The sequence below is a fragment of the Bradyrhizobium sp. Ses1 genome, from assembly GCF_059512365.1.
Genome location: NZ_JCAMOQ010000002.1, coordinates 391157 through 417214 on the forward strand (window position 1 = coordinate 391157; position 26058 = coordinate 417214).

The following is a 26058-nucleotide window of genomic DNA, read 5'->3' on the forward strand; positions in this document are numbered from 1 at the left end:
GGACTTCGGGATTTTCAGATGGCCGATAGCGACATGCGCGGAGATGCCTGGATGGTACCGCCGAGCCGGTACATCCGCGGCAGGCCCGGGACCCACAAGGTAACTCTGCCGAAGTCGATCTACTTGAAAATGAGGGATGGCTGCCGGCTCGCCGCCGATGTGTACCTTCCCGACGGGCCGGAACAGGGCGGGCCCTGGCCGACCATCCTGATTCAAACTCCATACTACCGGCGCTTCGCTGTCGATCCCGCGGCCAAGAATGTCGAGCCGTCGCCGAACGTCGCCAAATATCGCGATACCTTCGTCCCGCGAGGATACGCGCTTGTCGTCGTCGACGTCAGAGGCACGGGAGCGAGCTTCGGTACGCGCGACATTTTCAGGTCACCCCGCGAGCGAGACGACGCCTACGAGGTGGCCCAATGGATCGTCCAACAACCCTGGGCGAACGGCGCGATCGGCGCGACCGGGATATCCTATCTCGGGGCGGCCAGCGATTTCCTTGCTTCGACATCGCATCCTGCCGTCAAGGCGATCGCCCCACTGTTCTCTGTCTGGGACACCTATCTGGATAACTATTACCCCGGCGGGATACTTCTGACCAATCTCGCCGATGTCTACGATCGCCTGATGGCCGGCCTCGACCAGGATCAGCGCGATCTGCTCAAGGAGTTCGTCTACTACTCCAATCCCGCCTTCAGGGGACCGCATCCCGTCGATGACGATCCGGACGGCTCCGACTGCAGAGCGGCAATCGACGAACACTCCGGCAATTTCCGCATGCCGGAGCTGATGCGCGCCATGGAATTCAGGAGCGCCACCCTTTCCCAATTCGCCGGGCACTCGTCCGATGCCATCAGCCCGGCGAACTATTGCGAGGGCATCAGGAGAGATGTGGCGGTCTATTCCGTCTCCGGCTGGATGGACGGCGCTGGCTACGCGAACGGAGCGATCAGCCGGTTTCTCACCTTGCCGAACCAGAACAAGTACCTTCTCCTCGGCCCGTGGGATCATGGCGCACGCATCAATTGCTCACGGTGGCGTGCGGACGAACTCCCGGAATTCGACATTCTCGCTGAGGTCTTGAGGTTCTTCGACGAGCACCTCGCCGGACATGACACCGGCCTCCGCTCGGAGAAGCCGGTGCACTATTTCTCTGTACATGACGAGAGGTGGCGCTGTGCTGATACCTGGCCGCCGTTCGACGCATCGAAAACGCTATTCCTGGCGCTCGACGGAAAGCTCGCCGATGCGGCAGGCAAAGCGGCGACCGACTCTCACGAGATCGACTTTGGTGCGGGAACAGGCAGACAGACGCGATACGAGCGGATCGCTGCGATCGACAGCCGGCAGTATTATACGGACTGGGATGGCCGTGACCGCTCCATGCTGAACTATACAGGCCCCGAATTGCCTCACAACACCGAACTGAGCGGCCATTGCCTGGTCAATCTCTGGATATCAGTTCCGGCACCCGATTTTGCAATCCACGCCTATCTCTCCGAGATACTTCCTGACGGAGAATCTCTCTACGTCAGCGAAGGGTGCCTTCGCGCGCTCCATCGGGCGGAAAGTCCCATGCCAAGCAACTATCAGACGCCTGGCATATTCCACGCTTGCACGCGAGATCAGGCGCGAGAGCTGGTGCCTGGCCAACCTCATTTGTTTCGTTTCTCATTGCTCCCTGTCGCCTGGACCTTTCTGGCGGGGAGCAGGATCAGATTGTCTCTCGCGGGCGCCGATGCGGACCATTTCCAGCGCATCCCCGCGACAGGTCCACTGCGGATCGAGCTGCTTCGTGGTGGCGGCAATGCCTCACACATCAAGCTGCCATTGCGGCCAGCATGAGCAGCGGCTAGAGAAAGCGATCTATGGGCAGCAGCATGAACCAGAGCGACGAACTTCTGGCCTATCTCGAGAGCAACGGCATCGAGGCACGCACTTTCCAACACCCGCCGGTGCACACCGTCGAGGAGTCGAAGAGCCTTCGCGGCGATATTCCCGGCTTGCACACCAAGAACATGTTCCTGCGCGACGGCAAGAAGAACTACTTTCTTTTCGTGACCGACGAGGACGCAGTCATCAATCTCAAGCAGTTGGCTCGAAAGATCGGAGCGAAAGGAGGTCTGTCGTTCGGATCGGCCGATGCGCTGCTGGAGTTGCTCGGCATCCAACCCGGCGCCGTCTCCGTGCTGGCGGTTGTTAACGACAAGGAACGAAAAGTCAGGGTTGTGCTGGACCAAAAATTGGGCGGCGTGGCAACGATCAATTGCCATCCCCTCAGCAACCAGAGGACGACGTCGTTGTCACGGGAGGCGCTCGAGAAGTTCCTGGCCGTTACAGGCCGCGATCCTTCCTACATCGATCTGGACGACGACAGCCCGACCTGAGCGATCGATCTGCTGCGGCCCCCAGCTTGGGCAGGTCGCTGGCGCAGAGCCCGGGTTCGCGGCCTCCCGAATGGTCTTGTTTTTGCTTTCGTAATACCCGCAATATGGCGCCCCGATCGCGAGGTTGGGGAGATGCGGTTCCACGACAAGGCCGAAGCCCCGGCCCTCGCGCGGATACGCTCGGAGGCAAGGATGGAGAGAACGATACGACCGCTTCGCGTCGGCTTTATATTGTCGAACAACTTCACCCTGACGGCGTTCTCGAACTTCCTGGATGTCGTGCGATTGGCGGCCGACGACGGGGACAACAGCCGTCCAATCCGATGCCAATGGCACATCATGTCCGCGGGCGGCGATCCAATCAGGTCCAGCAGCGGCGTGCTGGTCACGCCCACCTCCAAATTCATCGACCCGTCCGAGCTCGACTACATCGTTGTGGTCGGAGGCCTGCTTCACGACGGTCCGCAGATCGACGAGCGCACCGGCAAATATCTTTTGACGGCGGCCGAGTCCAGCGCGGCGATCGTCGGTGTCTGCACCGGCAGCTTCATTCTCTGGCGCCTGGGCCTCCTGCGCCAGAAGAAGTGCTGCATCAGTTGGTACCACTATCGCGACTTCCTGGAGGAGTTCGGCGACACGTTGCCGATTGCGGACCAATTGTTCGTTGTCGACGGGCGGCGCATCACGTGCTCGGGCGGGATCGGCGCGGCCTATCTTGCGGCGCATATCGTCGAGTTGCGCCTTGGCCTGTCCAACGCGCAGAAAGCGCTTCACATCATGCAGATCGACCGGATGCGACCGGGCTCATCGGCTCAATCGGCTCCGCCTACGGAGTTCGTGGGCAACGATAGTCGGATCTCGCGCGCCTTGTTGATCATGGAGCAGAACCTGTCGTCCCCCCTTTCCATTGCCCGGCTGGCGGCGAAGGTCCGCCTCAGCACACGTCAACTCGAGCGGCTGTTCAAGGACGAGACGGGCCAGTCTCCTCAGAACGCCTATTTGCGCTTGCGGTTGAAGCATGCACGCTGGATGATGAAGACTGAGATGACGCTTGCCGCCATCGCTGCGGAAACCGGATTTGTCGACGGATCCCATCTCAGCAAGGCGTACAAATCCACGTTTGGAAGCAATCCGTCCGAGGATCGCAAGAGATCCGTCCGTAGCGTCCTCGATCTCGAACCGAGCGCGGAAGGTCGTCGGGTCTATGACCCTGCCTGAGTTTGGTTTCTCAAGAGATTGATTGCTGCGCTCAGTCAGCGGCGTGTTGATCAGACTCCGCGGCCGAAGCCCCAGCCGCCGGTCGACAATACCCGGAGAGTCGCTGGTGATATCGGCCACATTTGGGGTCAGCGCACCTGCTTTTTCTTCTCGTAGATCAGAGCCTCGGTCTGCACATCCGACAGCGCACCGGCCCCCAATACTTGAACCGGACTCGTCTGATCATAGTTGTAACTGCGCCGATCGTTCCTCCGACGCTCTTCTTCCTTACGACGTTCTTCCTCCTGACGCCGCTCTTCATCGCGTCGCAGCGTTTCCGAATCGCTCTCGCCGCCAAAGCCAAGCAGTTCGACGATGATGATCGACGGTCGCTCATTCGCGGGCTGCTGCGTCGCGTCCTTGGTCGCGTCGGCCGCCGCCTTGTCCTTGGTTTCGACCGGCAGATTGACGGCCGCGGGCGGCGCCTTCAGCACGCCCTTGGTCTCGCCACCGACCTTGATGTTGTCGGTGTTGAGCACATACATCGCCGCCACGGTGAAATTGCCGCTGACCCGGATTCCGGCGTCGCCCGCATCCACCGTGCCGACCGGAGCGATCAACGAGACGTCGCCGGCCTCGACACCGGTGAAGCCGATGATGGTGCCGATGCCGCTGCCGGAAATGTCAGCCTTTTCCATGACCTTCGTAACGGCGTCGGCATCGGTGACGATTTCCGGCGCCGACGGCACGCGCGTGGTCTTGGCACCGCGGCCGGCGTCGATATCGCCGTGCGTCGACCAGATCACCTCATCGCCGCCGGCGAAGGTGAGAATGCGCGAGCGGTTCACCGTCACACTGTCGCGCGCAAAGATGTTGATGTCACCATAACCAAGCGTGACCAGGCCGGCGCCCGGCGGCACCACCGTGCCCAGCGCCGCCACCTGTAGTCCGCCGCCCGGTGTCAGCGTCTCGATACCGCCGCCAGCCATAGTGAGGAACGCGGTGTTGCCGATCTTGATATCGCCGCTCCAGTCCTTGCCGGGGAACAGGGTCTCGATCGCGGTGTAGCCACGCTTGTAGCCGCCGTGGATCGGCCGATCATCCGCATCGAGCGTGTTCTGATCGTCGCCGGCAGCCTTCAACTCCTGAATATACACCTGGCGCAGGAAGCGCTGCTGCGTCAGCGCAGGCAATGACTGGAAGCGCGCCCAGGCGTCGAGCGGCGACAATGTCTCGCCGGTGATCTCCTGGATGAACGAGACCAGGCCGGACCTGACCTTGTGCGAAGATCCGCCGCGCGTGTCGAAGGCGTCGGTCAGATAGATTGGCCGCATGACGCCATCGATCGTCACCTTCAGGTAATCCGGCATCGCCGTGACATTGGCAGGATCGAGATAAGCTGCCGCCAGCGCATCGTAGGAGGGCTGCTTGCCTTTGAGGCCGGCCATCACGGAGATCGCAGCGCCGTCGCGCGGCAGTCCCCGAACCTCCGAGGTCTCGACCGGGCGGTTGTCGGCGTACGCGTAGTAGTTACCACGACTGTTGATCACGAAGTTCGTGCTATAGACGTCTCGCCCCGCCGCCAGTGCAATCATGCCCGGGCCTTGAATATCGATGTTGTAACCGATGATATCGTTGCCGGCCTCGAGCAGCGAGACGTCAGAACGATGAACGTTACGCAGATCGTAGCTGATATTGCGAATATCACCCCCGGCACGGAACCAAGTCTGCTCGTTGGTGCTGACCTTGCCGAGGCGCATCAGGTTGCCGGCGGCAACGATCGGCGAGCCCAATATATTGCCGCTTCTTGCAAAGATACGGCTGGGCTCCTCGTCGCCCTCGTTAGGCAAGTGATCCGGATTGCGAACGCTTTCGATATAGCCGCCATGCGAATTGTAGCTGATCGGATTCTCGAACGTCATGACATTGAGCAACAGAGCATGAAATCCACTGTTCGCCGGCGATTGGAAATCGGGATCGAACGGAGACGTCACGAGCTGGATATCCGCGCCTGAGCCTCCGCCCACAGGCCTGAAAGGCGAAGGCATCATCTCGAGATTTGCCCGTGACATGCTGATTTCACCGAGCGTCACATCTGTTTCGGCGAGGATACGGAGTTCGGGATGGCTTCCGGGAGCCGTGTAGAAACGACTGCGGTTGGTCACCGATCCGTTGAGAGCAGCGATGCGCGTCATCGAGGGATAGAGATTGGTCGCCATCAGACCGATGATCGAATAGTCGATATCGCTCGTGTAGACGAAGCCGGACACATCGATGTCCTTGGAGAGAAATCTCCCCTGGTTGGCCAACGTGACGTTGCCGCCAACCGCCAGCAGGTCGAGCGCCGTCCGATCGGTGTAGCCGCTCATATGGGCGTTGTAGAAACTCTGACCGCCGAGCAACAGGGGGTCGGAGTTGAGCATCAGGGGATCCATGACCGTCTGCAGGAGCAGGTCACCAGCGGTTCTGACCTTCATCGTCGTGTCGCCAAGCGCAATCACCGGCGCGATGAAATAAGCATCGATCTGCGTCTCCGACTTCTGTACAGACACCGTGCGTCCGACGGTGAATTCGCCGGCGGTGATGGTGCCCGCGCCACGTCCCGCATAGTAATAGCCTGCGCGGATCGCGCCGCCGGCTTCGACCTCCATCAGGCCGCCGTTGCGGACTTCGAGAAGCTTGCGTTCGCCGCTCGACAGTCCGCCGCGGACGCGGCCATTGGTCGGCAGCGCCACCAGCAGGTTGACCAGATCACCGCCCGCGTTGACCGACACGTTGCCGCCGCCGAGCGCACCGACGCCCTGCTGGAAATTGCCGTAATCGACCCACCATGAACTCTGCTGGCCCGGCAGATAGACATAGCTGCTGTCGGTCGTACCGGCCTTCTTCAGCCATTCCACGAACAACTGGTTGTCGTCCGGATTGGCCGGCAGCACCGACCCCACGCTGCCCTGCGCCGAAATTCTGAGATTACCGCCGTTGATGCCATAGGTCGCATTCACCGGCACAATGAAATCGGCAAACGAGGTCGGGTCAGCCCGTCCCGCCGTGTAGATGACGGATTCGTTGTGCTCCAGAACCAGATCGCGGCCGGCCGCGACATCGATATCACCGGTGCCGGTGCGGACGACCTTGCCGGCGGTGGCATCGCCAACAATGAGCGAACCGCTGCCTGATGGCAGAGCCGCCAGCGGAGCGACCGCAAGTGCGTTCGCAGATGTCAGATCGGCACCGGAGACGAGCCGCAGATCCCACGACGCGGCATCCTGCAATACACCACTCCGGTCCGCCGCCGAGAAGCCGTCGCTGAGATGGCCAAGGATGATGAGATTACCGGCCGCACGCAGCGTCAGCCCGCCGGCGCGGGCGTTGGCACCGAAGTCGGCGAACAGATTCCAGTCGGTTTCGGCGACGAGGTCGCCCGAGCTACGGATCTCGATGCCGGGCATCACGGCAAGGCTGCCCGAGGCATTGAGGCGGGCAGCAATGGCCGCGGCATGGCCAGCGAAATTGTTGGCGTCGGCAATCGCCGCCGCGCGGACCGCGTCAACCGAGCTGCTGTCATAGACGCTGACGGCTTCGAGCACGGCGGAACGTGCGCCGACGATACTGGCCTGTAGATTGCTGACAGCGATCTCGTCGTGACCGGCCGACTGCAGCGCGCGGAAGCGTACACGACCACCCTCGGCGCCGGAAACGTCGATGCTGCCGCCGCGCAGATCCAACTGGCCGCCGCTGGCTTCCAGCGTCACGCGCCCGCCACCGAATTCGCCGGTGGCGCCGGCCTGGAGCCGGGCGGAGCTCAGCATCGTCAGCCCGTTGCCGGCGCTGACTGCGATCTTGCCGCCATATTCCGAACGAGCGTCGATCACGCCCGCCAGCGTGACTGAGCCCCGGTCAGCGACCAGCGCGAAGTCCGCGACATTGGTGATGCCGTCGATCACAACATTGCCGGAGCGTATCCGGAACTGCCGCGACGCGGAGAAGCCCGACAAGTTCAGCGTCTGGCTCATGGCGGCAAAGTCCGGCAGCGTCGCAATGTCCAGCGCAAACGAACCGCCCTTCTCGCCGGCCTTCGCCTGGGCCTGGATGCGCCCGTCGAGCACCACGGTGCCGCCGTTCGATGCGGCCATCGAGAGCTTGCCTGCCGCGCCCCCATCGGCATGCGCGGCAAGATTGAGCGTTCCGCCCGAAGTCAGTTGCACCGAGCCAACCGCCGTCAATGCGATGCTCCCTGCATCGGCGAATTGCGCGACGTCAAAGAACTCCTTCCTGAAGCCACCGACATCGATCAGACCGCCTTGGCCGATCACGACATTGCCGCCGGTCGCAGTCAGATTGACGGCACCTCCAAGCGCCACGATGCGCCCACTGAGATCGACGCTCGATCCTGTCAGCGAAAAACGGGTGCCGAGGCTGAGTTCGGGACGATCGATGGCGCTATCGCCGCCACCGATCACCCGAAGCGCGCTCTGGGTGAGGATCGATTGCGATGCGCCGCCGCGCCCGGTCACCACCGGACTAGCCAACGTCACGGTCGCCATATCGGCTTCGATGCTGCCGTTGCCCTGCCCGACGATCTGGCGGCCCGCATTCAGCGTGACCGCGTCGAAGCCCCGCAATACCTTGTTGCCGCTGCCAAGAACGATTTCGTCGGCGTTCAGTGTCAGCTGGAGATGACCAGCACCGACGGGGCTGCTGAAGCTGCCGCCGCTGTTGTCGAGTGCGATGCTGCGACCGCTGATCGCGATGGCACCATTGCCGTAACCAACCAGCCCGGCAGAATCCAGCGTCACCGCGTTCAGACCGGCACCGCCGAGATTGACGGAGGTGTAGACGTCGATCGTGCTGTAGCTGCGCAAGGTGAGAGACTGCGTATTGGCCAGTTGCGCCAGTGACACCGCATCGAGAACGAGGCCGGAGGTGCCGCCGCCGAAGCCGATCCGGCCGCTCGACAGTGACAGCGCCGCTCCTGAAAGATTCGCATTGCCGGCAACCACCGTGTTCTGCGTCGCATCGATCAGCAGCGCATTGCCTCCCGCAAGTGTCGCATTGGCGCCGATCGTCACGATCCCGCCCATCGTGATATCGACATTCTCGCGCAGCACCTTGACAGCATTGCCGGTGGAGACACGAAGCAGCGCACCGTAATCCTTCGACGGGCTCAACAGCACATCGTTGTCGGGATTGCCATCACTCACTCCGCCGATGTCACCGTAGACCGCCTTGACCTGCGGCGCCATCACGAGATCAACGCTGCTGCCTGGGGCTGTTCCCCTTGCGAGGATGACGCTGCCGTCGCCGACGCGGATCGTGCCGCTCGCCGCGAAGAGGATTTCCGATCCTGTCAACGCGCTCGCCGCATCATTGCGAATGGCGACGTCGTTCGCCGTCACATCGATACGCAGGCCTCTCGCGTCACCACTGCGAACGCCACCAATCAACAGGCTGCCGGCGCCGAAGTTGCTGAGCGAGTTCGCGTCGACCACCAGATAGCCGGTCAGATCGCTACGATCCTGACCGCTGCCGACGACCGCGATCCTGCTCCCGGCGATATCCACCAGACCGCCGCGACCGCCCGCGGCCGGTTGCGACCGCAGCAGACCTTCCAGCACGAGCTCGGTTGTCGCCTTGAACACCACCGATCCGCCGTCGGACGGAAGCCGCGGCGTGACGATATTGATGCCGGTAAGACGGTATTGCCCGAGCTTGAACGCATCGGATGCGAAGTAGGTGTTGGCGAAGGCTTCGTTGTACTCACTGTAGGTGCGCAAGGTCGAGCCCGACATCACCTGCCACGTCGAGCGGAGCTGCTCGTAGCCACCGCCATAGGCATCTGCACGGTAACCGCTCATCAGCACCGAACCATCCGCCATCGGCACGGAATTGGGGACCTCCTTGCCCGCAGATCCCTTTACGACGGACACCGCGTAGGCCCCGGGCAGCAAGGCATAGCGCGCCGGCAGCAAGGCATACCAGTCAGCGGCGAGGCCATTGCCCCCGGCAAGCCAGACTTGATCCTGTGAAGCCGTCGATACATTCAGCCCCGGCATGATCGCGTAAAGTCCTGGCTGGGTCAGCACGTCGTGCGAGCCGCCGGGGCCGGGGACGTGCTCCCAAGCGTAAAGATCGCCGCCACCGCGAATGTCGACAACCGAACCGGCCGCGAGCGTGACGCCAGGCGCATTGAGGACGATATTCTTTTCCGGCAGCTTGCTCAGCGTTGGCGTCGGATTGCCCGTGGTCGGTCTCGTGATCGGATCGATCCAGAACTCGTCGTTGCTCAAGGTCCCATAAGGAAGCACGAGACCGTCGCCGGACACCGACGTGATACTTCCAGCGCCCAGTGCGATGCTGTCCGTCGCGGTGAAAGTGATGCGGCCAAATGGCGCGCGCACCACGCCATTCTGCGCGATCACTGGCGCCTCGAGGTTCAAAGTGCCAGCAGCTGACAGCGGCAGCCCTGTATCGCCGTTGCGCTCGATGACCAATTGCGTGCCGGCTCTGATCGAAGCAACGATGCCGGTGGCCGGATAAACCTGCCCGACCTTCAGCTCGAGACGGCCGTCTGCATCGAGCGACGAGGTGCGGTTTGACAGCAGATCGGTCAGCAGGCCGCCCATCCTGAGATCGCGCGCCACCAGTTGCGTTTCAGCGAATCCGGTAAAGGCCGTTCTGGTGATGTCGATCAGATCGGCGGTTAGCGCGATCTTGCCGGCGCCGGCCGGTCCGGCGGAACCGGATGCTCCGAGGAGCGCGATATAGGGCGCGGTCAGCTTGGTCGTTCCTGCGCCGCCGCTGATGATCGCGCCGCCGATCGAGATTGATTTGCCGAACGAAAGATCGATGCCGGGCGCCACCATGAATCCGCTGGTGTTCGCCTTGAGATTGGCGAAGCCGCCATTGTTCACCGTATCGGCGGAGATCTTGGTGACCTTGATCGCCGCGGTCGGCAATACCACACGCTGTGTGGCGTCCGCGTCGGTATAGAAATTGCGCTCAAGGAGCGCGAGCTGCGCCGCGCTGGCCGGCATCACCGACGCCAATGGCTGGGACAGCCCGCTCGGCGTGGTGTCGGCGTCGAGATCGACAATGCCAAGTCCGCCGCCGCGGATCAGGCTGCCGGTCGCCGTCAATATCTGGCTGCGAACCGTGCTGTAGCGGAACGCTGTATCACTGCCCGAGCTATACTCGTGATAGACGTCGAGGTTGCCACGCGTATTGAACGATATGATCGCACCGGTATCGCGATCGATATAATAGAGGGTCGTCGGCAGCAACACCGGTTCGGTCGGCTCGGACAAGCTGCTGACCGCGATGTCGATGGTTCCGCCGATGGCGCCGGCACCGCCGGAACGGCCGAGGAAAGTGCCGGCGATCAGATCGTTGGCGGCGCCGCTCAGATTGAGCGCAATCGTACCGCCGTTGCTGGCGAGGCTATAGGTCGAGACCGCGCCCCGTCCCATCGCCAGGTCGAAAGTGCCGCTCGCCCCCGAGACATCGATCAGCGAACCGGCTTCGATCTTCATCACCGCCGCATTAGCGAGGCTGACACCGCCTCCGGCCAGTACCGTCCCGGAGCGTAGACCTTGCGCGTCGATCTCCGTCACCGATGTGCCGCGTGCCAGCAGTTGCGCTCTTGCCGTGAGCGCGAGCTCGCCATTGGCGGACACGGAGATCGAGCCCGCCGGCGCGTCGATCACGCCACGCACGATCACGTCGCCGGGGATGGTGGTATCGGTAGCGGGATCCTTATGACCGATGGCAGTCAGCGTGACGGAGCCGCGGACATCGGTCCGCACCACGGAGCCGGCGCCGACCGCGACGCTGTCGCCGATCACTGACAGAGAAGTTGCCTTACGATCCAGCCGGTCCGCCGTCGGGAGCAACGCGAGCTTGCCAATTGCAGTAATCGGCGTGCCCGATGCAAAGGCGGAAACATCGACGCCGGCGAGATCGACATTCAACGGAAGCTGCGAGATCGTGGCGCCGTCCGCGACGGTAATGTTTCCCGTACTCGTCAACGACAAGGCGCGGAAGCCACGTTCGCTGTAGAGCGTCTCCGACAGCCGCAACACGGCGGGATCCGCCGGAGCGGTGCCGCCTACCTGGACCGATCCTGACGTAATAATCGTGAGTGAGCCACCCGAACCTGCCGCGTAGCCGCGCAGATCGAGTTCCGACAACTGATTGGCATCCGTGACCGACAGCGTGATGGCGCCGGCATCGCCGAGTTTCAACTTCTGCTTGGCGCCGCTCGTGTCGTACCAGCCGCCGCCGGACACGTCCAGCGTGATGCCCGGCGCGAAGTCGCCGGTGAGCTGGATCGTGCCGCCCTTGATCACGGGAAGCCGCGCGCCACCTGGGCCATTGATCCATTCACCACTGACATCGATCGCGGCGCCGCGACCGAAGGTCGCCGTCTCCGCGCCGGCAAACCAGACATTGCCGCCAGCAATGCGAATGCTGCCGTCAACTTGAAAGTTGGCCGGATTTACAGTGCCAACATTGGCAATCACGTTGAACGTCGTGCCCGGCGCGAGCTCGAGTTTCTCGTCCTTGTCCAGCGTGAAACTGTTGGCGACATAGAAGGCAAGCTTCGACATGCCGGCTTCGGCCAGCACATCGGAATCGAGGTAGGTTGTCTTATCGCGAACCGATGTATCTCTATCCTGGGTGCCGTGGTACCATTTCGCATCCAACGGGCTGCTCGCGGTAAAGTTGGCAGGCAGCGTCTCTGGCTCGGCAGCGATGATGAGATTGCCCAGCAGCCACTGGCGATGCTCGTCGGCGTTGCCCCCAATCGTGAACGTGCCGGCGGTGGCGAGCTGGCCGGACGCCGCCTGCCGTTCCCCCGTGATGACCCCGCCCCAGTAGCTACCCTCGAGCACCATGGCTTCCGCAGCGAAGAACTGGATCGAACCGGCATCGCGGCCTTCGGTATAGCCCCGTTCGAACCGCGTGCCGTTGCTGCGGTCCAACGGGTTGCGCCAGGTCTCGGTGATGCCGGCACGCTCATGCCTGCGAGTGAAGCCACCCGCGAGACCGACATAGAGACGATCGGGCGTCGCCGCACCGATATCGTAGACTCGACCGTCCGCCCCCAGAATCTTGGTCGTGGTGATCCAGCCGTCCGCATAGCGCACCGAGCCGCCAGAGACGTCGAGCAATGAACCTTCGCGGGTTATGATCGAGCCACTCGACTTGATGAAGATCGAACCTGCCTTGGTGGACAGCTCACCCAGCGTTGTCTTGCCAACCCCGATCCAGCCGGAGAAATCGCCTAGCGGCGTGCCAACCCATTTGCCGGGCGAACCTGCGATCCAGTTGACGTCGGCCATAGGCCCGTCCCCGAACAAGCCGCTGACGCGCTTGTCGACGCTGACTGTCAGTCCGCGCAGCCACGAGTCACGATACAAAGGCGAATCGCGCAGTTCGTTGATACGAAATTCACCGGTGACGACGTTGCTCTCCATGGTGAGCAAGACGTCCTGCAGACCCGCGACGCTGAGGTAGGCATCTTCGCCGATATACACGCGGCTGCCGTCGCGCTTCACCGGCTCCCCTGTGATAGGAACATCGCCAGACAGGGGCGATGTGCTGGCAACGATGCTGATGGTGCCGGCCGGCACGATGACGCTGGCCCGGGCCTCGATATCGATGAATTTTCCGCGCATCTCGATGCGACCGGGACTGTAACGCGTCGCCAGCGACGTCAGCTCGATGTCACTGGTATCAGTGAGGTCCGGCATGGCCGTGGTGACGCTGCCTGATCCCAGAATTAACGTACCAGTCGACCAGTAGCGCAGTGGCGATCCAACAGGCATCGAGCTGCCGTAGGACGTCATGCCCTCGCCCCAGGCGCGCAGCCGGATGGAGCCTTCGCGGTTGTTCAACGCGGTCGAGGCCTCGAGCGCGCCGTTCTGCACGATCTCGCGGGACATCAGGGTGATGTTGCCGTGGTCGGCCCGCACCATGCCATTATTGACGACGTTGTAACCGACAGAAGCGCCACGCGCCGCCATCTCCGGGAACACGATGTTCTTCAGGCCCAGCGTGTAGTCGTTGTCGCCGACCCAGTTTCCCTGACCGGTCACTGTCGCCATATGGTAGTAGTCGAACATCCAGCGCATCGGCGCCGAGACGGAGACGTCAAGACCGCGAACGCCAGACTGATCGGTCGTGAGGTAGATCTGTTCGCCCGCCGCCATGATGACCTGGCCGTCGGGCGCCGAGATGCGGCCGGAGTTGAGGACATGCGGCGCAAAGATCAGGGCCTTGCCGCCGCTCGCCATTGTGATCTGCGCACCGGCCTCGATCCGCACATCGCCTGGAGCGTCGCCGATGATCGCGCCTGCGACCTGGCTGGGATCGTTGAGCCCGACAAATTGGTTCGGGTTTTGTTGTCCGAGATAGCCGAACTGCGGCTTAGCAATACTGCTGCCCGATGGATCGTCGAAGACCATGAGCTGTTTGTTGATGCCGGCGCGGAACTGTTCATCCGACAGGCCCAACGATGAGGCCACGAAAGTGTTGACGTTGATCTGGCTCGATCCGCCGAAGATGATGCCGTTTTTGTTGATGACGTAGACTTGTCCTTCGGCCTTGATCGTGCCGAGGATCCGGCTTGGAGCCAGCGTCGGATCGGTGACACGATTGAGCGCAATCCAGTTGGCTGCGTCAGCACGACCGGCGGTCTGGTTGAAATACAGATCGGTCTCGCGGCCGACATTGAAGCTGGACCAGTTCAGGATTGCTTTTTGCTCGGTCTGCCTGACGGTCACCGTGGTGCGGCCTCCGCTCTGCGACTGCGTCGGCAGATCGGCGCCGGTCCAGACGCCCGGGACGGCTCCGGCCCCCGGCGCGGTCACCAGTCCTCCGGGCGTCAGTCCGTTCGGGACCGTGCTTTGTGCCGCCAGCGCCGCCGCACGCGCGGCGGCCTGACTGTCGCGCAGTGCCTGCAATGAAGCCGCCGCGCGCGCCATCGACGCCAGCGCCTGCTTGGCCGCGAGCGACGACTGCTGAGCGGCCAACTGCGCGGCCGTAGCAGTGGCTGCCGTAGCCGAACTCGAACCCGCGCTTGTGCTCCCCAGGCTGCGCGCCTGCGCCCCCGCAATGCTGCCGAGCAGCAGCGCAGCGGCACTAACCCCAACGAGCAAGTTGTTCTTGAGGGTAGCGCGGCGGGATCGGTCGGCGGCAGGCTGGACGGACATGGCTTGATCTCTCGGCAAAGACTTTGACGTGAAGCTGATTTCACGTGGATGACGTCACTCGAAGCGACGCTTTTCCTCTGCGTAGAGACATGCCGAAGCGCGGCACCGAAAAAAAATTAAGAAGTAGTTCGAGCTCAGGAATTCCCAAGCAATCGACGGCGTTTAGCTCAGCAGGACGATGCCGCCCGGCAAGGATGTGACGGTCGCACCAAACAGTTTCTCGACTTGCTCGAGGACCGCATCGACGTTGCGAACCCGGAAATTGGCGCTGAACAGCCGCGCGCCGAGCGCAGAATTCACGACGATGATTTTTCCGGAACGATAACGATTGATTTCGGTGATAACTTCACGTAGCGGCTTGGAGTGGAAGATCAACAGATCGTCTTGCCAGGCGGTCACGATCGCTGCATCGACGAACGCGGGCTTGCCCAAGCCTGATCGATCATAGGTGATCTGCTCGCGGGCGCGCAACGACGCTGTCGCCGCGCCGTACGAGACCTGAACGTTCCCCTCGACACAGGTCACGCAAACCGCGTGCCCATCATTTCGTATGTTGAATTTCGCTCCAATTCCGCTGGTTTGGCCTTGACTGGACGTCACGACAAAGGCCGGCCCCGCGCCGGATGGCGTCGCGACCAGCGCCTCGCCCGAGATCAGCTCGATCCCCGCGGCCTCCTTCGCAACCTGTCGCAGCGCAATGCTGGTTTGGGTATTCATCTCGACGAAGGTCGTGTCGGCCACCACAATACGCCGCCGCTCGCCGGTGTGCGTCCGATAGTCGGCCGCCAATTCCGACCAGGATGGCCAGAGGCCGAGCGGCGGCTGCACGACGAGATATGCTGCGCTCGCGGCGATGGCGGCGGCCCCGCCGCCGAGCACGGCACGACGTGACATCGAGATAGAGGAGAACGTCCGCGCGGCCGGGCGTTTCCCCTCAAACGCCTCTGGCCCCAAGGCCTCCCACATCCGCGCGGCCTTCATAAACGCGGTGCGATGCGCCGGATCACACTCGATCCACACCTTGCCGTCCCGCACGTCAGCAGGTCCTGCCTCCCCCGAGGTGAAACGGACCAGCCAATCGTGCGCTTCGCGCTCGATCCGCTCCAACTTTTCGCGTGGGCTATCGGTCATCCCTGTCATCAATACGCTTGCCGGCCCCCTGTCCATGCGATTGCTGAACGGGCTGAGGGCCGAATCTTTGCACGAGTTGCCGATCCAGACGAAGCGCGCAATGGGCTAACGCATGCTTCAACTCGATCTCAACCAGTCTTTGTGATATCTCCAACTGTACTGCAATTGCGTGCAGGGTTTTTCCTTCAACGCGCGCTGCATGCAGGATAGCGCGCCGTCGCGGGGTTAATTCCCGGATCGCCTGTTGAAAGGCTTCGAGCTCGATCTTCGCTTCCAGGCTTCGTTGGGGACCGGGCGTTTCATCGGCTATGTCGAAGGCAACCTTCGCGTCATCGAGCGAAACCGTGTATTTTTCCGAGCTCAGCTTCCTCAGGGCGATATTTTTGGCCATGCGCAACAAGTAAGAGCGCGGCCGCTGCACCGGCGGCAGATCCGCGCCCCGGCAAAGCTCCATATACGTGTCCTGCAAGGCGTCACCTGCAAGCTCCACCGAATTCAATCGACGGGCCAACCTGGCTCGCAAATCATCATAGCAGAGTGTCAAAAAACGGCGCAATTCGGCGCGGCTGCTGTGGGTCATGCGGGATCGCGACGCTGGACCCTTGTCCCGCAAGCGTCGTACGCGCCCCCTGCCTCGCGCACCGACATGCTAGCGCCCGGCCTTCTGGTCGACGGGTGATGCGCAGAGCCTCGCATCGGCCGCTGCTCCCGGCAGCGCAACCATGGTGATCGGCTGCGGCATCTGCGCCGGTGGCGGTTCGGTCATGCGTGACTTGCCAAGCGTCGCCAACAGCATCCGGTGACTTGCCTGTTCGCCGGCCGATCCGTCGAGCTCTGCGTGCTGCACCAATCCCGACGAACTGATCCACAGCTTGATCACCAGCCGATAACTCACGGGACGCGTGTCGGGATACCGGCACAGAATGCGCAGGATGTCGTCTTGCACCACGGCGAAATAGCGCTGATATTGGCCATCCCGGGCGATCCGTGCCGTGGCGAACGCATGCGCCGTATCGTCGCCGGGATGAATCAGCAGGTAGCTGTTTTCGCGCGCGCGCAGTGGGACGAGTTCTGTCCCTGCGAGCAGGTCTCTGAGAGCATCGTCACGCGTAAGGGCGCCGGTGACCGCAGAGGATCGCTGTCCGATGGCCGCTGCGCCGTCGTAATATACCTCGGTCCCGGTCGCCGCGCAGAACGCGTCTATGGCAGACGCCAGAGGTTGCGCGGGGATGTCGAAGGAAGTCGCTCCCGCCGGCGATGCATGCGACAGAGCCAGAACCATCATCAAATGCGCGACAACAACGGCAAGATCCCGTGTGATCACGCACTTCCACCTGCTGACGATGTTGATGAAATGCTGGTTCACCTTGGCAAACACGAGACTCACGGATGGCTGCGGATCGGTCCGTTACGAATTGAACCAGAGGCCGGTCAATCAGAAACTCTCCCCAACTTACGACGCTGCGCAAGACGGTATTGTGACACGCTTAGACTACGGACCTAGTGTCACCCAATGCGCCGTCGTTAACTCGAAAGGCGTCGTCTCATCCCGAACTAATCATCGATTTGGATGCTCGATGCGCGACGCAGTATCAGGCCTTGCAGCGGTAGATTTGCACCTCTTGTGCGAGATGTGCTGACATGATGCCGCCCGCAACGGGCCTCACTGACCCCTACATGGGGCGATTGTTTGGAGCACCTGAACGACATGGCGCTGTCGTCGAGGTCTTGAAGGTCGAGAGCTTCCGGCGGTACGGCGGAGGCGATCGGCGAGACTCACGAAGTCAAGTGTGATCCGGCCGCGCGGATCATCAGCCGCGCGAGGCTGTCGAAAGTTGAAAGAGGAAAGCCGAACTATTCCGATCGCGGGCAAGATTGCTCGCGGGCTCGGGCTAAGCCTTTCTTTGATCGTTGGAGGCGCTGAAGCATCCGGTGGCGCGATCCGGGTAGTGCCATCCAGCGCTCGATTGACGTTCGTAGACAAAGCAAACGGCTTTGAGCACGAGTTGCCTTCACCGCCTTCAGATATTCCAGGTATCGAGGTGCTGCGCCACGGGATCGCGCGTGAAAAGGCTGGTGTAGGTCGTACACCTCGACCTCGGTCCGAGACCCAACTGTGAAGTCTCAAGCAGAGGGCCGGACACAGAATCCCACACCGCGAACTGTATGAATGATTGGATAGGCTTGTTCGCTGTCGATCTTTCTTCGCAGACGTCCGACGTAGACATCAATAAGATTCGTCGCAGGATCGAAATGCAGACCCCAGACGTGCTGCAGCAGCAGACTTCGAGTGATGACTTCGCCGGTGTGGCGAGCAAGATACTCCAGGAGTCTGAATTCCCGGGGCCTTAGCCCGATCTGTCGGCCGGCCCGGGACGCGGTTCGAGCCACGAGATCCATCTCCAGATCGCCGACCCGCAGTACGGTTTCCTGGTGAACAGAAGTGCCACGCCGCGACAGCGCATCAACACGAGCAAGCATTTCTGCGCAGGCGAACGGCTTCACGAGGTAGTCGTCGGCGCCTGCACGCAGACCGTCCACGCGATCAGCAACTGCACCGAGCACACTGATGATCAATACGGGAGTCCCGATTCCGTCTTGCCTGAGACGGCGGATGACTTCGATCCCGTCGATGCCCGGCAAAATGCGATCGACGGTCATCACGACATATTCGGCGGCGCGACCAAAGCTTAGCCCCTTCTCGCCGTCGGACGCGATCGTGACGTCATAGCCAGCGGCACCCAGGCAGCTACCAAGCTCCCTGGCGGTCCACCAATCATCCTCGATGACGAGAACACGACGCGCGCAGTTCGGCATGACATCACCTCCACCGCGGGTTGCGGGCTTCGGGATTGTGTCGGTCGCATTGAGACGTCAATGCACTAACACCGCCGCTGGTGGACAATTCCGCAAGCACTTGGGAGACGACCAATCATTTAGGACATTGGTGGGATCGAGTGGGTACGAAGCCTGACCATTCGCAGTAGCCGCGGTTCGATTCACGCGTTCAGCCTTACAATTGGATCGAGTGTGCCGGCGTGGCTTTGCTCGATAGGCGAACTGCTAGTGCTAGACGCTTGGCCGGCCGCTCAGTCGATCAGTGGTGGCGCGGTGCACTCGGTGAATTGCCGCGGCAATGGTATAATAATACCTACAATACGTATAGCGATTTTTCACGCGCAGACTGTTTAAGGCTGCATCAGTGATCCGCGAGATCCGTGACATGACGTGCCCGTTCGCATGGTTGCGTCGGCAGCATGGGGCGAATGGATGCGAGATCGAGCTCTGCGTCCGCCAGCCCCTGAGCTGCCGCACGCCCTAGCCATAGACGTGCCGCTTCCGGATCGCGCTCGCCGGCCAGCCCGCGCGCTAAATATCGACCCAGCATTTTCTGAGCTTCCGCATGCCCCCGCTCAGCGGCCGCTCGGAACCAGTGCTGCGCGACCGTACGGTCGGTCGGCACGTCATATCCACCGCCATTCAGCAAGCCTAGCGCGAACATGGCGCCAACATGACCCTTGCCGGCAGCCTTCTCGAACAACACCGTTGCCGCGAGAGGATCGCGCGGTCCACCCCGGCCGTTCACCATCATTTCCGCCAGGGCCGCTTCGGCGTCGGCGATGCCGACCGCGGCGGCGCGCGAAATCCAGGCGCGGCCCGCTTCGGCGTTTGCCTCGATGCCACGTCCATCGACAAGCATGCGGCCATACCAGTACTGCGCGTTCGCGACTTCGTCAGCCGCTCGGCGCAGATACTGCGTCGCCTGCCACTCGTCGCGCTCAACGCCAACGCCATCCGCCAGACAGAGCCCGTAGTTGAGTGCCGCCACCAGATCGCCGGCCGCGGCTGCCTGCTCGAGCCAATGGCGCGCCTTAGCCAGATCTTCGGGGTTCCCATCAGCGACACCTCGCAGAAGAAGGTTCGCGAGATCCACCCGGGCCTGCAGATCGCCGGCGTCAGCGGACATCCGGAGCCAGCTCGCCGCCTCTCTCGGATCGCGCGCCACCCCGGCGCCGGTCAGATAAAGCAAGCCAAGCGCCCGCGCCGCCGTGTGGTGGCCGGCCTCTGCCGCACGGCGGAACCAGATCGCCGCCTCTGCGTAGTTGGGCGGCAGCGAGCCGCCCCTGACGTATAAGTCGCCGACAAGCGCCGCCGCATCCGGATCACCAGCTAACGCCGCCCTGCGCAGCCACGACTCGCCTTCTGCCGCGTTTGGCTTGACTCCAAGCCCGCACATCAGTGCGCGTCCCCAGCTTGCCTGGCCGGAGCGATGGCCCTTGACGGCCGCCTGCCGGTAGAGCTCGGCCGCGACCGCGAGGTCGCGTTCCGTTCCGACCCCGCGTTCGGTCATCACACCAAGCAGATAAATCGCCGGTAGCAACCCTGCCTGTGCCGCACGCCGGAGATTTTCGACTACCTTGCGCCGCCCTTCGTCATCGGTGACCGACCGCGCCAGCGACTGTGCGTATCCCAGCGCGCCCTGAGGACAACCGGCTTCGGCAGCGCGCTGATACCACCCGCGCGCCTCCTCCAGGTTGCGCATCGATTCCGGGCCGGAGCTCAAAACGTAAGCAAGCACAGCCTGTCCGTCTGCGGAGCCATGCTCGGCTGCCCGCCGCGCCCATTTTTCCGCCGCCACAAAGTCGGGTTCTAGCGCCACCTCGCCTGAGAACAGGCCTGCTACGGAGGAGCTGCCTGCAACGGCTTGCCGGTTCGCTGCGGTGCCAGAGCCGTGGATGTGCAGCACGGCGAGCAACCACTCGGCCTCAACATGATCCTGAGCCGCGGCGCGCGCGAGCCAGCGCACGCTCTCCGTGACGCTGGCCGGGACGCCCGAACCGTCCAGATAGCAGCGGCCGATCCGGTATTCGGCCTCTGCGCTGCCAGCGACGGCGGCACGGGCGAACAGCATGAAGGCCCGCGTCATGCGGGACTGTTGGTTCAGGTGAATTGCGCGCCGCACTGCCGCCGATGACGACAGCAGGCTGATGACACGATCGAGAACACTCAACCGCGTTGTACGCGCGTTCTTGCGTCTCGTGGCGTCTTTGTCGGCGCGTCTCATGGCTCGCGCATCCCCTCCGACATCACTGGTAGAATTCGGCCAAGGAGGTAAGCCATGACGGTGCGCTTGCCGACCTTGATGTCGGCGGCAACCGGCATGCCCGGCATAATGTGAAAGCCAGCCGGCAAGTCGTGAAGCATCAACCGGTCGAGGGTGATGCGCGAACGGTAGAAGGGCTCGGTGTTGGCAGGGTTCACAGGAACCGAGCCAGAGCGAGCCTTCGTGTTGTCTTGCGTGGTAAAACTGTCGGCGCTGATAGTGCGAACCGTTCCATACGCCAAGCCGTACTGTGTCGACGGAAGGGTGTCGAATTTGACCGCTACCGCGGCACCGATGTGGACGAAGCCGTTATCACGCCCTGCAATGTTCGCTTCGATCTCGAGCGGAGCATCGACGGGCACCAGCGTGATCAGTTGCTCGCCCGTTTGCAGCACGGAGCCTTCCGAAACCTTGGCAACCGTCAGCACCGTGGCGTCTCGTTCGGCGTGCAGTTCGATCAATTGGCGCCGCAACAGCGCCTTGTTCAGCGATTCCCGGGCATCGCTCAGTTTTCGAGATCCTTCCGACAGCGCCTGGGCGATCTGGACGCGCCAATTCTGCAAATAGGCGTCACGCTCGGCAATCATGGCGGCGAGTTCGGCCTTGGCACTCTCGCCCGTCTTGACGGCGGTGGACAGACTGCGCTCGATCTCGAGCCTGTTGTCGGTCGCGATCAAGGCGTTGAGCTGACTGCCGACTTGCAGTGCCTCCAATTTCTTGCGCATGGATTCCACCATTTGCGCGACGGCCAACCGCTCGCGGAAAGCCGTCGCATCCGCGGCCGACCGCGCCGCTGTGGCTGCCTGGGCATCGATCCTTTGACGATACGACTCCAGCTTTGACTTCCGTTCCGACTCGCGCTGCGCATAGATCGCAGCCTGCAGCAACATCGGCGCATCAACTCCGGAATATTGGAAGGACCGGTCCTCCACCTCCGCCTGCATGCGCGCCACCTCGGCTTGCAGGCTAAAGACCTGGGCTTGCGTCGCGCCGACATCGGCGCCGGCGAAGGTAGGATCAAGCCGAGCAAGCATGTCGCCCCGATGAACGCTTTGCCCTTCCGTCACGTCGATCGAGCGAACAATCGATGTTTCCAGCGGTTGCACGACCATCATCGGCGCCTTGGAGACAACCTTTCCTTGCGCCGTGACGACCCTGTCGATCGGGATCAGCCCCATCGCCACGATGCACGCGGCGAACATGCTGCCGATCATCCAGATCGTCCCGCGCGCCGCGACTGGCACAGGGGCGGCGATGATGGCCTTGGTCGGCGATTGGAATTCCAGGAGCGCCGGAAGCGTCGAATCCTCCAGTCGGCTCGTGAGACTAGCTGCGCCGGACTGGCGAGTGGGCAAGAGCGACATGACATGGCCCTCGACTGTCGAGATGGCGGCTCTGTTGCATCCAGAGCTGGCGGTAGATGGCGCAGCGTTCGAGGAGCAAGCGGTGCGGCGCGATGTCAACCATCTTGCCTCTTTCCAGGACAAGGATCTGATCACAGTCGATCAACGACGACAGGCGATGCGAGATGATCACCATGGTCCGGCCGCGCGCGATGCGAAGCAGACTGGCGTTCAGGAGCGCCTCGCTCTCCGGGTCCAGCGCGCTGGTCGCCTCGTCCAGGATCAGGATTCGCGGATCATTGATCAGTGCGCGTGCAATTGCAATCCGCTGTCGCTGTCCGCCTGAAACGTTCGGCGAGCCTTCCTCGATCTGCGTCTCGTAGCCATTCGGCATACGCTCGATGAATTCCTCGGCGCCGGCGAGGCGCGCGGCGAGCACAGCGTCGTCCAACGTCAATCCGGGCCGTCCGGCGATGATATTGTCGCGTATCGAGCCGCGGAACAGAAAGTTCTCCTGCAGCACGACACCGAAGCTCTGGCGCAGGTGACGCAGATTGATCTCGCGCACGTCGTTGCCGTCGATCTTCAGGAAGCCGCTGTAGTCGCGGTTGATCCCTTGCAACAGCCGCGCCAGCGTCGATTTGCCGGATCCGCTGCGCCCAACGATGCCAAGCATCGTGCCGGCCGGTACCTCGAAGGTGACGCGGTCGAGCGCGGGAATCTTCGTGCCTTCATAGGTGAAGCTGACATCCTCGAACGAGATGGCGCCGGCAAATCGCGGCAGGAGCCCGCCAAATACTGCCTCCGCCTCCGGCGGCCGATTCAGCACGGACGCGACTTCGCCGATCGCGGCTGAAACCCCTTGGTAATCCTCAATCAGACGCGCCAGCCCGACGAGCGGCTGGGCGACGCGCATGCTGAGCATCATGAAGGCGAACAGCGCACCGACCGCATAGCCGGTATTGTCCGTCAGGGCCATGTAGGCGCCCACCAGCACGATGCCGACTGACATGAAGCGTTCGATCGGGGCGACGATCGTCTGTGGCCAGTTCGTCAGCTTGCCGAAGGCGAGGCGCCACGCCGCGGCATCTGCGACACGCGCGTCCCACAGCGCCTTGCGCTGCGGCTCCAGGGCGAGCGATTTTATCGTCTTGATGCCGAAAACGGTCTCGCCTAGCGCCGATGCCTTCTCGGTCTCGGCGCGAACTACCCTGCCGAACACGTGTCGCAGCGGCCGCAAGAATGAAAGAATAACCAGCATGATCGACGCCGCGCAGGCCAGAACCATCGATGCGAGGAAGGTGTTGAGATAGAATAGGAATGGCAGCAATACGATGAGCGTCGTCAAATCGAGGAACGTGCTCAGCAGCTTGCCGGTGAGGAATTCGCGGACCTTGTACACCTCCACAATCTTGTGCATCGTTTCGCCGGCGGGGTGCCGCTCGAAATAGTCAAGCGGCAGCCGCAGCACGCGGTTGAAGACATGCAGGTTCAGTTTTGCGTCAAGTCGCATGCCAACGACGAGAACGATCAGCCGACGAGCGTAGCCGAGGAGGGCCTCGAACACGGCCGCAATTGCGAGCAGCGCACTGAGCAGCGCGAGCGTCGAGTAGCTATTGTGGGTCAGAACCTTGTCCACCACGTTCATGACCAGCAATGGCGGAAAGATCGTCAGAAAGCTCAGCGTCAGCGATGCAAGCCCCACATCGCGCAGCGATCGCCTCTCCTGCAGCACCAGGCCGGCGAGCCAGCTCAGGCCAAACGCCCTGTCAATCTCCGGCTGCCCCCGCCGCGCGCGCAGCAGGACCGCCTCGCCTGACCAGACCCGCTCCAGCCGCAGCCTGTCCACGGCAATGCCGCACTCGCTCGCGCCAGCGCGAGGATCCCTGAGGATGACCACATTGTGCTCGGCATTCACGCCGACCAACAGTCCGGCGCCACCATCGGTGAACAACAGCACCACCGGCCCGGCGTCCTGCAACCGCATCAGTTGACGCCATCGCAGCCGTACCGCTCGTGCCCACATGCCGGCGTTCTGCAGCCAGGCCGAAAGCGCTGCAGCGGACGGCATTTGTTCACCATGGATGCAGGGAAACTCGCGCGGATCGAGCTCCATGCCATGGAATCTGGCCGCATTGATCGCGGCCGCCAGGCGCGGGTGAATCTCGTCGCCGCCGGCACTGCCATGGCGTGCCGCGCCATTCCTCACCGCACGACATCCCTCGCCGGGACTGGCTGCGGATACCAGCCCCGCGCTATGGGTGCCCAAGCCGAAAGTCTGCCCGCTCAAGAGCTCCACGAGCGGCCCCTTCCAATCCATCTTCAACCCAACGGGCGAGGCATTCGCCTCGGCGAAGCACGCGTTGTCGCCGCTTCAAGCTTCGGCGGAAGCGTGCGTCGTCCTCGTTTGAGTCACCCGTGCAGCGCGCAAAGCCAAGCGCTATCGCTAAGCGCTGGCCCGGCCCTCAGCCGTGCGGATGCGAGCCCGGCATCGACATGGTGGATCGATCCGGTTCGGGGATCGCCGCCAAGCTGCCAAACAGGCCATGCGCTTCGTTCTCCACGCCGGCCGTAAAGTAGATCTTGTTGGGATCGCTGTTGGCACTGCCGTTGCCGGGAACGAGGGCCCAGAGATCGCCAATGGTGATTGGCGCACCCTTGGCGTCGAGCAACTTGCCCTCAAAATGATCGTTCTTCAAATCGAACGCATTGATCGTGCCGTCACCAAAATTCCCGACAAGAAGATCGTTGGCGAATTCTCCAAAGGTAGAGGGCGCGATCGCAAGGCCCCACGGAGAATCGAGCGGCCCGCGCGACGCCACCCTGTCGAGCAGGTGCCCTTCCAGATCGAACTCGTCGACAAAGCCGTGGCCAGCACCAGCAACGTCATCATGCTTATCCGCATTCTGCAGCGCGAACGTAACGAACAAGTGGCCGTCAAGAACCTGGACGTTGAAGGGCGCATAGCCGTGCGGCAGATGCCGATCGGTGAAGCTGTTCACCTGCTTGAAGTTCTGGTCGAAGACATCGACCGTTCCGTTGTGGAAGTTGGCGGCGAAAAGGAAGGTGCCATCATCGTTGCTGCCGATCGCAAGGCCCTTGTAGACGGCGCCATTGCTCGAATTATCGACCGCGATGACCGAGCTTGTGGGGTCCACCTTGGGATTCCAGCCGGATATGGTGCCGCTCTCGGTTGCGAAGATGAACAGCGAGGACGCCGTCGTTGCATTGCCGTTGATGTCGAGGCCGCTGATGTCGAAACCGCCTCCGCCGTTGAACACCTGCCCAGTGGGATCGGAATGGTCCTGGCCGGGGAGCGCCGCGACCGTTACAAGCTTAGGCCCGGCCGGCATTCCAGCGCCATCATAAATTGTCGTCACACCCGTCCCGTTGTCCGAGACCCAAAAAGGACTGGTCGCGCTGTGGGCAACGCCCCAGGGATTGATGAGGTTTGGATCGATCGTCGGCGCGGCGCCAGGAGTATCCGAGACCAGATTGGTCTGCGTGAAGGCGACCTCCTCCTGCTCTTTGTGATGGTGATGATGGTTATGATGGTCGTGATCCAGACTCATTGCGTCCATGGTTTCCTCCAGTTTCGTAACGCGCGTGTCTTCCGCCCCGGTCAACGGCGCGTTGATCTGAAGCCATCCCCTTTCGGAGGTGACAGCGCTTCTGGAAATGGG

Annotated in this window: 12 protein-coding genes; 3 read left to right on the forward strand and 9 right to left on the reverse strand. The window is 62.4% G+C overall.

Annotated elements, in window-relative coordinates:
* The first annotated feature begins 18 nt into the window (after positions 1-18).
* From AC5ZG5_RS04685 to AC5ZG5_RS04695, 3 genes are all read left to right on the forward strand, one after another.
* Entirely contained in the window at positions 19-1845 is a 1827-nt protein-coding gene (locus AC5ZG5_RS04685) for a CocE/NonD family hydrolase (RefSeq protein ID WP_456641206.1), read from the forward strand.
* A gap of 35 nt (positions 1846-1880) precedes the next feature.
* Positions 1881-2387, forward strand: a complete 507-nt coding sequence (locus AC5ZG5_RS04690; RefSeq protein ID WP_456641207.1) for a prolyl-tRNA synthetase associated domain-containing protein — start codon at positions 1881-1883, stop codon at positions 2385-2387.
* Between the two features lie 192 nt (positions 2388-2579).
* Complete coding sequence (locus tag AC5ZG5_RS04695; protein ID WP_130222725.1) at positions 2580-3605, forward strand: GlxA family transcriptional regulator; 1026 nt, start codon at positions 2580-2582, stop codon at positions 3603-3605.
* A 128-nt stretch (positions 3606-3733) separates the two neighbouring features.
* Here AC5ZG5_RS04695 and AC5ZG5_RS04700 read toward each other — a convergent pair whose 3' ends face one another.
* From AC5ZG5_RS04700 to AC5ZG5_RS04740, 9 genes are all read right to left on the reverse strand, one after another.
* Positions 3734-14797: a filamentous hemagglutinin family protein gene (locus tag AC5ZG5_RS04700; RefSeq protein WP_456641208.1), complete on the reverse strand. Its 11064-nt coding sequence runs from the start codon at positions 14795-14797 to the stop codon at positions 3734-3736.
* Between the two features lie 162 nt (positions 14798-14959).
* On the reverse strand, positions 14960-15928 hold the full coding sequence (locus AC5ZG5_RS04705; protein WP_456641209.1) for a FecR family protein: 969 nt from the start codon (positions 15926-15928) through the stop codon (positions 14960-14962).
* Entirely contained in the window at positions 15918-16508 is a 591-nt protein-coding gene (locus AC5ZG5_RS04710; protein ID WP_456641210.1) for an RNA polymerase sigma factor, read from the reverse strand. Before AC5ZG5_RS04710 ends, AC5ZG5_RS04705 begins: the two co-directional genes overlap by 11 nt.
* Before the next feature lie 69 nt (positions 16509-16577).
* Complete coding sequence (locus tag AC5ZG5_RS04715; protein ID WP_456641211.1) at positions 16578-17306, reverse strand: STN domain-containing protein; 729 nt, start codon at positions 17304-17306, stop codon at positions 16578-16580.
* Between the two features lie 746 nt (positions 17307-18052).
* Entirely contained in the window at positions 18053-18745 is a 693-nt protein-coding gene (locus AC5ZG5_RS04720; RefSeq protein WP_130222713.1) for a response regulator transcription factor, read from the reverse strand.
* Positions 18746-19127: 382 nt separating this feature from the next.
* On the reverse strand, positions 19128-20993 hold the full coding sequence (locus tag AC5ZG5_RS04725; protein ID WP_456641212.1) for a tetratricopeptide repeat protein: 1866 nt from the start codon (positions 20991-20993) through the stop codon (positions 19128-19130).
* On the reverse strand, positions 20990-22396 hold the full coding sequence (locus tag AC5ZG5_RS04730; protein WP_456641213.1) for an HlyD family type I secretion periplasmic adaptor subunit: 1407 nt from the start codon (positions 22394-22396) through the stop codon (positions 20990-20992). The genes AC5ZG5_RS04725 and AC5ZG5_RS04730 overlap by 4 nt, the downstream gene beginning before the upstream one ends.
* On the reverse strand, positions 22359-24674 hold the full coding sequence (locus tag AC5ZG5_RS04735; RefSeq protein WP_456641214.1) for a peptidase domain-containing ABC transporter: 2316 nt from the start codon (positions 24672-24674) through the stop codon (positions 22359-22361). Before AC5ZG5_RS04735 ends, AC5ZG5_RS04730 begins: the two co-directional genes overlap by 38 nt.
* 166 nt (positions 24675-24840) lie before the next feature.
* Positions 24841-25956, reverse strand: a complete 1116-nt coding sequence (locus AC5ZG5_RS04740) for a TIGR03118 family protein (RefSeq protein ID WP_456641215.1) — start codon at positions 25954-25956, stop codon at positions 24841-24843.
* Positions 25957-26058: the final 102 nt, after the last annotated feature.

Bases quoted from the DNA above. Each gene is read 5' to 3' on its own strand.
- AC5ZG5_RS04740 (WP_456641215.1), bottom strand. From the start codon at position 25,956: ATGGACGCAATGAGTCTGGATCACGACCATCATAACCATCATCACCAT.
- AC5ZG5_RS04705 (WP_456641209.1), bottom strand. From the start codon at position 15,928: ATGACCGATAGCCCACGCGAAAAGTTGGAGCGGATCGAGCGCGAAGCG.
- AC5ZG5_RS04725 (WP_456641212.1), bottom strand. From the start codon at position 20,993: ATGAGACGCGCCGACAAAGACGCCACGAGACGCAAGAACGCGCGTACA.
- AC5ZG5_RS04700 (WP_456641208.1), bottom strand. From the start codon at position 14,797: ATGTCCGTCCAGCCTGCCGCCGACCGATCCCGCCGCGCTACCCTCAAG.
- AC5ZG5_RS04685 (WP_456641206.1), top strand. From the start codon at position 19: ATGGCCGATAGCGACATGCGCGGAGATGCCTGGATGGTACCGCCGAGC.
- AC5ZG5_RS04720 (WP_130222713.1), bottom strand. From the start codon at position 18,745: ATGCCGAACTGCGCGCGTCGTGTTCTCGTCATCGAGGATGATTGGTGG.
- AC5ZG5_RS04695 (WP_130222725.1), top strand. From the start codon at position 2,580: ATGGAGAGAACGATACGACCGCTTCGCGTCGGCTTTATATTGTCGAAC.
- AC5ZG5_RS04690 (WP_456641207.1), top strand. From the start codon at position 1,881: ATGAACCAGAGCGACGAACTTCTGGCCTATCTCGAGAGCAACGGCATC.
- AC5ZG5_RS04730 (WP_456641213.1), bottom strand. From the start codon at position 22,396: ATGTCGCTCTTGCCCACTCGCCAGTCCGGCGCAGCTAGTCTCACGAGC.
- AC5ZG5_RS04710 (WP_456641210.1), bottom strand. From the start codon at position 16,508: ATGACCCACAGCAGCCGCGCCGAATTGCGCCGTTTTTTGACACTCTGC.